The organism is Stenotrophomonas ginsengisoli (genome assembly GCF_001431485.1).
In the GTDB taxonomy this organism is placed as follows: Bacteria; Pseudomonadota; Gammaproteobacteria; order Xanthomonadales; family Xanthomonadaceae; genus Stenotrophomonas; species Stenotrophomonas ginsengisoli.
Map to the genome: position 1 here is coordinate 44796 of NZ_LDJM01000005.1, position 6314 is coordinate 51109.

The following is a 6314-nucleotide window of genomic DNA, read 5'->3' on the forward strand; positions in this document are numbered from 1 at the left end:
CCGCGCGAACAGCGCGGCGTTTTTTTGCATGTACAGCCGCGCGGGCTGCCTGCCTGTTCCTTGTGGGAGCGGCGCCCGCCGCGACGTGCTTGGCAGGCAGGTCGGGCTCGGTCGGGCGTCGCGCCTTGAGGCGCTCCCACACAGGCCGAGAGGTTGCGCTTCCGCGGTAGGAGCGGCGCCCGCCGCGATGTTCTACGCGACAGTGGCCGGCTCAGGCCGGTTCGTCGGGGATCAGCAGGTTCTCCAGCTGGGCGATGCAGTCGCGCAGCTGCAGCTTGCGCCGTTTCAGGCGCTTGAGCTCCAGGTCGTCTTCCAGGTTGGCCGGCAGGGCGGCAATGGCCGCATCCAGGGCACGGTGCTCGCTGCGCAGGGCCATCAGGCGCGCAGTGATCCGGGCCAGGTTGTCCGGTGTGATGTCCACAGGCGCACCGTACACCAAGCCCGGGGCCGGCGTCGCCTTGCTCAGGTGCGGGCGCAGGCGAGCCGGTAGAATGGCCCGATGAGCGCCGTCATCTCCCTTCCCGATCCCATCCGGCCCTCGCGCGATGCGCGCGCGGCCGAACGCGAACACAGCAAGCTGGGCAAGCGCCTGCGTCACCAGGTTGGCCAGGCCATTGCCGATTTCGGCATGATCGAGGCCGGTGACAAGGTCATGGTCTGCCTGTCCGGTGGCAAGGACAGCTACACCCTGCTGGACATCCTGATGCAGCTGCAAAAGAAGGCCCCGGTGCCGTTCGAGCTGATCGCGGTCAACCTGGACCAGAAGCAGCCGGGTTTTCCCGAACATGTGCTGCCGGAGTACCTGCGCGGCATCGGTGTGCCGTTCCACATCATCGAGCAGGACACCTATTCGGTGGTCAGCCGGGTGATCCCGGAAGGCAAGACCATGTGCTCGCTGTGCTCGCGCATGCGCCGTGGTTCGCTGTACAGCTGGGCCGAGGCCAACGGGGTGACCAAGATCGCCCTGGGCCACCACCGCGACGACATGGTGGCCACCTTCTTCATGAACCTGTTCCACCATTCCAAGGTGTCGGGCATGCCGCCCAAATTGCGCAGCGATGACGGCAAGCATGTGGTGATCCGCCCGCTGGCCTATGTGCGCGAGGCCGACATCATCGAGTACGCCGACAGCCGCCAGTTCCCGATCATCCCGTGCAACCTGTGCGGCAGCCAGGAGAACCTGCAGCGCAAGCAGGTGGGGCTGATGATGCAGCAGTGGGAGCGCGACCATCCGGGCCGGATCGAGCAGATCTCGCGCGCGCTCGGTGACATCCGTCCCTCGCAGCTGGCCGATCGCAACCTGTTCGATTTCATGGCCCTGGGCCGTCGTGATGACGCCGCCCAGGCGGCTGCCGGGGCCTGGCTGGCCGACAGCCCGGCCAGCGACGGGGCTGACCCGGTACCGGCCTGATTTCCTTTCCGGCCTGCGTTGCCACTGACTGGCGCGGCCACTTTCCCAAACGCATTCACAGGCAAGACTATGTTCTTCAAGAACCTGACGTTCTTCCGTTTTCCCACTGCAGTGGATTTTTCCGAGGTCGAGACCTTCCTGCCGCACGCCCTGCTCAAGGACGTCGGCCCGCTGGAAATGACCAGCCGTGGTTTTGTGTCCCCGTACGGCCGCGAAGAGAAGGAGCAGTTCTCCCAGCGCCAGGGCGATGCCTTGTGGCTGGCCGTCGGCTCGCAGGAGAAGATCCTGCCGGCGGTGGTGGTCAATGACCTGGTCGCGCGCAAGGTCGAGGAGATCGAGGAAAAGGAAGCGCGTCGTCCGGGCGGCCGCGAGCGCAAGCGGATCAAGGATGACCTGCTGCACGAGCTGATGCCGCGCGCCTTCGTCAAGGCCTCGCGCACCGATGCGCTGATCGACCTGCAGCACGGCTACATCGCGGTGGATACCTCCAGCCGCAAGACCGCCGAGAGCGTGGTCAGCGATGTGCGCGGCCTGCTCGGCAGCTTCCCGGCGATGCCGGTCAACGCCGAGATCGCCCCGCGTTCGATCCTGACCAGCTGGATTGCCGGCGAGCCGATGCCGGCCGGCCTGGAACTGGGCGAGGAGTGCGAGCTGAAGGATCCGATGGATGGCGGTGCGGTGATCAAGTGCCAGAAGCAGGAACTGCGCTGTGCCGAGATCGACAAGCACCTGGATGCCGGCAAGCAGGTGACCAGGCTGGCACTGACCTTCGAGGACAACGTGTCCTTCGTGCTTGGCGATGACCTGATCGTGCGCAAGCTGAAGTTCCTGGACGGCGCCCTGGACCAGCTGGAAGACAGCGAGGGCGAAGGCCGCCGGGTCGAGTTCGAAGCGCGCTTCGCGCTGCAGAGCGGAGAGATCCGCCGCCTGTTCCAGATCCTGGAAGAGGCCTTCAAGCTGAGCCGTGCCGACGCCTGAGCCCGGCCTGCTGGGCCGCCTGTTGCGGCGGGCGGCTGCCGGCAGTGGCAAAGCGGCCGCCCGGGCCCGGCCCAAGGCCACCGCACGCGTGCGTGATGTGCTGCAGCTGGAGGTGGAAGGCAGGCCGCTGCAGATCCAGCGCCTGCGCGACCCCCGCTGCCGGCGCATGCGCCTGGTGGTGGATGAGCGCGGGCCGCGCCTGAGCATGCCGCTGCGGGCCAGCCAGGCGTCCGCCGAAGCCTTCGTGCGCGACAACGGGGCATGGTTGCTGGCCCAGCTGGCCGCCCTGCAGGTGGATGACAGTGGCCAGCACGAGGCGCTGCGCATCACGCAGACCACCCAGCTGCCGCTGCTGGGCAGCGAACGCGCGGTGCACTGGCTGCCGGCCCGGCATACCCATGTGCTGCTGGCCGCCGATGGCAGCCTTGAGTTCCACTACAGCCCGCGTGCCGGCCAGGCGGCCCTGGCCCGTGCCCTGTCCGATTTCTATCTGGCCCAGGCCCGCAGCCTGATCGGCCCGGAAACTGCACGCTGGTTGCCCGGCCTGCCGCGCGCGCCTCGCCGTTTCGTGTTCAAGCAGATGAGTTCGCGTTGGGGCTCGCTGGCGCCCGATGCCACGGTGGCACTGGATCTGTCGCTGGTGCTGGCACCGCCGGCGGCGCTGCAGTACGTGCTGGTGCACGAGCTGTGTCATTTGCTCCAGCCCAATCATTCACCGGCGTTCTGGGCCGAGGTCAGTGCCCGCCTGCCGGACTGGCCGCAGCAGCGTGACTGGCTCGGTGAGCATGGCCGGCGGGTCAAGTACCGCCTGCGCCAGCTGCTGGCGGTGGCCTGAGCGCAACTCCCCCGAGCGCCTTCAGGCCACCACCAGTTCCTCCGCCTTGGCGCTCAGCGCCGGTCCCCTTGTCCGAATACCGCCACTGCCTCGCGCAGGCCGCGCACGTGTTGCTGCATCAGCCGCGCCGAGGCCGTGGCCTCCTCCACCAGGGCGGCATTGCGCTGGGTGGTCTGGTCCATCTGGGTCACGGTCTGGCTGACCTGGCCGATGCCGTCACTCTGCTCGCGCGAGGCGGCGGCAATCTGCCCCATCAGGTCGGTGACCTGTTCGACCTGGGTGACCACCCGCGCAATGGTGGTGGTGGCCTGGTTGATCTCGCGCGCGCCCTCATCGACGCGGTGCACCGATTCGTCGATCAGGCCCTTGATCTCCTTGGCCGCGGTGGCGCTGCGCTGGGCCAGGGTGCGCACCTCGCCGGCCACCACCGCAAAGCCGCGTCCCTGGTCGCCGGCACGTGCCGCTTCCACCGCTGCATTCAGGGCCAGGATGTTGGTCTGGAAGGCAATCCCGTCGATCACCGAGATGATGTCGGCGATGCGCCGCGAGGATTGCTCGATGCCGTGCATGGTGGTCACCACCGTCTGCACCAGTTCGCCGCCGTGGCGGGCCACGCCGGCCGCATCGATGGCCAGTGCATTGGCCTGGCCGGCATGGTCGGCATTGCGCTGCACGGTGGCGGTCAGCTCTTCCATCGAGGCCGCGGTTTCTTCCAGGTTGGCCGCCTGCTGTTCGGTGCGCTGGCTCAGGTCCTCGTTGCCGGCGGCAATTTCGGCGGCCACTTCCTCCAGCGTGTTGCTCGAGCTCTGGATGCGCAGCACGATGTCGCTCAGGCGCTCGGCAGTGGTGTTGGCATCGCTCTGGATCTGCGCGAACACGCCGTTGTACTCACCGTGCATGCGCGCACCGAGCTGGCCGTCAGCCAGCGAGCCGAACATCTGCCGTACCTCGCCCAGGGTGCCTGAGAGGATGTCCAGCAGGTGGTTGATGCCGCCGGCCAGGGTCTTGAGGAAGGCGATCTCGCCATCGGCGCTGATGCGCTGGTCCAGCTCGCCACGCGAGGCCGCCTCGATGATGCTGGCCACCTGGCCCTGGATGGCCAGTTCCTCCGTCTGGTCGGTCCACTCGACGATGAAGCCGGTCTGGCCTTCGTCGTTGAACAGCGGGGTGATCAGCTGGCTGAAGTGCACGTGGCCGATGCTGACCTTGCCGTGGTGCATCGAACGCAGCTGCTGCAGCATGCCGCGGATGCGGTCCGGGTTGGTGTGGAACTGGTGGATGGTGGTGCCTTCCAGCTTGTCGGCATCAAAGTTGGGCCAGCGCTGGCGCAGTACGTCACCTTGATTGTTGAGCATGGCGCGCATGGATTTGTTGAGGTAGCGGATCACATGCTCGCGGTCGGCAATCATCACCGCGGTGGTCGATACATCCAGGGCCTGACGGATCTTCAGGTTTTCCTCGTGCTCGCTGCCGGCAGCATTGCCGGTGTCGGCCAGTAGGCGGCCATGGCGCAGCAGGGCATGGGCCAGCGAACCGTGCGGCGGCTGCAGGTCACGCAGGCTGTCCGGCAGCGGGCTGCCGTCCTGGACCAGGCCGACCAGCGCCTGCAGCTGCCCATCGCTGGCACCGAGCAGGCGGCGTTGCTCGTTCAGGCGCAGCAGCAGCACGCAGGACAAGGCCATCGCCGGCAGGCTGAACAGCAATGCCGGCCAGTGGCCGTTGCCGATGGCCAGCACCGCGGCCACCACCATCAGGCCGAGCAGGAAACGGATCGGGGTCTGCTGCCGGCGCGAGAGCGCCGCATCGGCAGGCAGCGGGGCGGAGCGGCTGTTGATCACAATGGACATCGGCATGCTCTCTGCGCAGGACAAGGGGGATCGCGGCAGGGCAGGCCGGCCGCCCGGTCAGCGCCGCATTGGCGATGACTGTTCCGGTTCTATCGGCGGCCGCTGGCAAGGGCTGAGTACCGCCGGTCGGCTGCCCTGTATTGCTTTTTGTGACCTCTGCGTGAGGGTTGGCCGGATACAAAAAAACCACGGGCCGCAGTGCGGCCCGTGGTCATGGCATGCCGGCAGGCGGTGCCGGCTCAGGCGTCGATGTCGGCCGTCTGCCCGACCTGGAACATGGCTACGGCAGCGGTGAGCTGCTCGGCCTGCTGCTGCAGGGCGCGGGCGGCGGCGGTGGCTTCTTCGACCAGGGCGGCGTTCTGCTGGGTCACCGAGTCCATGTGCATCACCGAGGTGCTGACCTGCTCGATGCCCATGCTCTGTTCGCGCGAGGCGGCGCAGATGCTGCTGACGATGCCGGCCACATCGCGCACCGAGCCGACCACCTCGTCGATGGTGCCACCGGCCTGGTTGACCAGGCTGGCGCCGTGGGTGATGCGCTCCACCGAGTCGGTGATCAGCTGCTTGATCTCGCGCGCAGCGGTGGCGCTGCGCTGGGCCAGGCTGCGCACCTCGCTGGCGACCACGGCAAAGCCGCGGCCCTGTTCACCGGCGCGTGCCGCTTCCACCGCGGCGTTGAGGGCCAGCACATTGGTCTGGAAGGCGATGCCGTCGATCAGGGCGATGATGTCGCTGATCCGGCGCGAGGACTGCTCGATCTGGCCCATGGTCTGCACCACCTGGGTCATCACCTGGCCGCCGCGCATGGCCACATCGGCGGCATTGCCGGCCAGGGTGCTGGCCTGCTGCGAGGAATCGGCGTTGTGGCGCACGGTGGAGGTCAGCTCCTCCATCGAGGCGGCGGTTTCCTCCAGGTTGGCGGCCTGTTGCTCGGTACGTGCGGACAGGTCCTCGTTGCCGCTGGCAATTTCCTGGGCGGCCACGTGGATGCTGTTGGCACTGAAACGGATGGCCTGGACCATCTGGCTCAGGCGCTGTGCGGTGAGGTTGGCGTCGGCCTTCATCGCCTCCAGGTCACCGGCATAGTTGCCCTGCATGCGGAAGCCGAGATCGCCCTGGGCCAGGGCGGCCAGCAGCTGGCGCACTTCGCTGGTGACCGTGCCCATGGTGTCCAGCAGCTGGTTGATGTTGCTGGTCAGGGTCTGGGTGAAGCCCTGGCCGGGCAAGGCCGGCAGGCGCTGGT

The 6314-nt window shown here is 67.6% G+C and carries 6 protein-coding genes; 3 read left to right on the forward strand and 3 right to left on the reverse strand.

The window, feature by feature from the left end; translation table 11 throughout:
* Positions 1-211: 211 nt before the first annotated feature.
* Entirely contained in the window at positions 212-376 is a 165-nt protein-coding gene (locus ABB30_RS01435; protein ID WP_152980491.1) for a YdcH family protein, read from the reverse strand.
* A 123-nt stretch (positions 377-499) separates the two neighbouring features.
* Between ABB30_RS01435 and ttcA the strand changes: the two genes are divergently transcribed.
* From ttcA to ABB30_RS01450, 3 genes are all read left to right on the forward strand, one after another.
* Positions 500-1411 (forward strand): tRNA 2-thiocytidine(32) synthetase TtcA, encoded by a 912-nt coding sequence (ttcA, locus tag ABB30_RS01440; RefSeq protein ID WP_057636465.1) that lies wholly within the window; start codon positions 500-502, stop codon positions 1409-1411.
* 69 nt (positions 1412-1480) lie between these two features.
* Positions 1481-2389 (forward strand): recombination-associated protein RdgC, encoded by a 909-nt coding sequence (locus ABB30_RS01445; protein ID WP_057636466.1) that lies wholly within the window; start codon positions 1481-1483, stop codon positions 2387-2389.
* Positions 2376-3224 carry a M48 family metallopeptidase gene (locus ABB30_RS01450; protein WP_425477364.1) on the forward strand — a complete coding sequence of 283 codons (849 nt, stop codon included), beginning with the start codon at positions 2376-2378 and terminating at the stop codon, positions 3222-3224. Before ABB30_RS01445 ends, ABB30_RS01450 begins: the two co-directional genes overlap by 14 nt.
* A gap of 53 nt (positions 3225-3277) precedes the next feature.
* Here the strand turns inward: ABB30_RS01450 and ABB30_RS16855 are convergent, their stop codons facing one another.
* Together ABB30_RS16855 and ABB30_RS01460 are read right to left on the reverse strand one after the other, a co-directional pair.
* Complete coding sequence (locus tag ABB30_RS16855; protein WP_057636467.1) at positions 3278-5077, reverse strand: methyl-accepting chemotaxis protein; 1800 nt, start codon at positions 5075-5077, stop codon at positions 3278-3280.
* Between the two features lie 233 nt (positions 5078-5310).
* A partial coding sequence (locus ABB30_RS01460) for a methyl-accepting chemotaxis protein (RefSeq protein WP_245626392.1) occupies positions 5311-6314 on the reverse strand: 1004 nt, incomplete at its 5' end.

What these genes read in the sequence shown, in the direction of transcription:
- ABB30_RS01445 (WP_057636466.1), top strand. Translation starts at nt 1,481, where the DNA reads ATGTTCTTCAAGAACCTGACGTTCTTCCGTTTTCCCACTGCAGTGGAT.
- ABB30_RS01435 (WP_152980491.1), bottom strand. Translation starts at nt 376, where the DNA reads ATGGCCCTGCGCAGCGAGCACCGTGCCCTGGATGCGGCCATTGCCGCC.
- ABB30_RS16855 (WP_057636467.1), bottom strand. Translation starts at nt 5,077, where the DNA reads ATGCCGATGTCCATTGTGATCAACAGCCGCTCCGCCCCGCTGCCTGCC.
- ttcA (WP_057636465.1), top strand. Translation starts at nt 500, where the DNA reads ATGAGCGCCGTCATCTCCCTTCCCGATCCCATCCGGCCCTCGCGCGAT.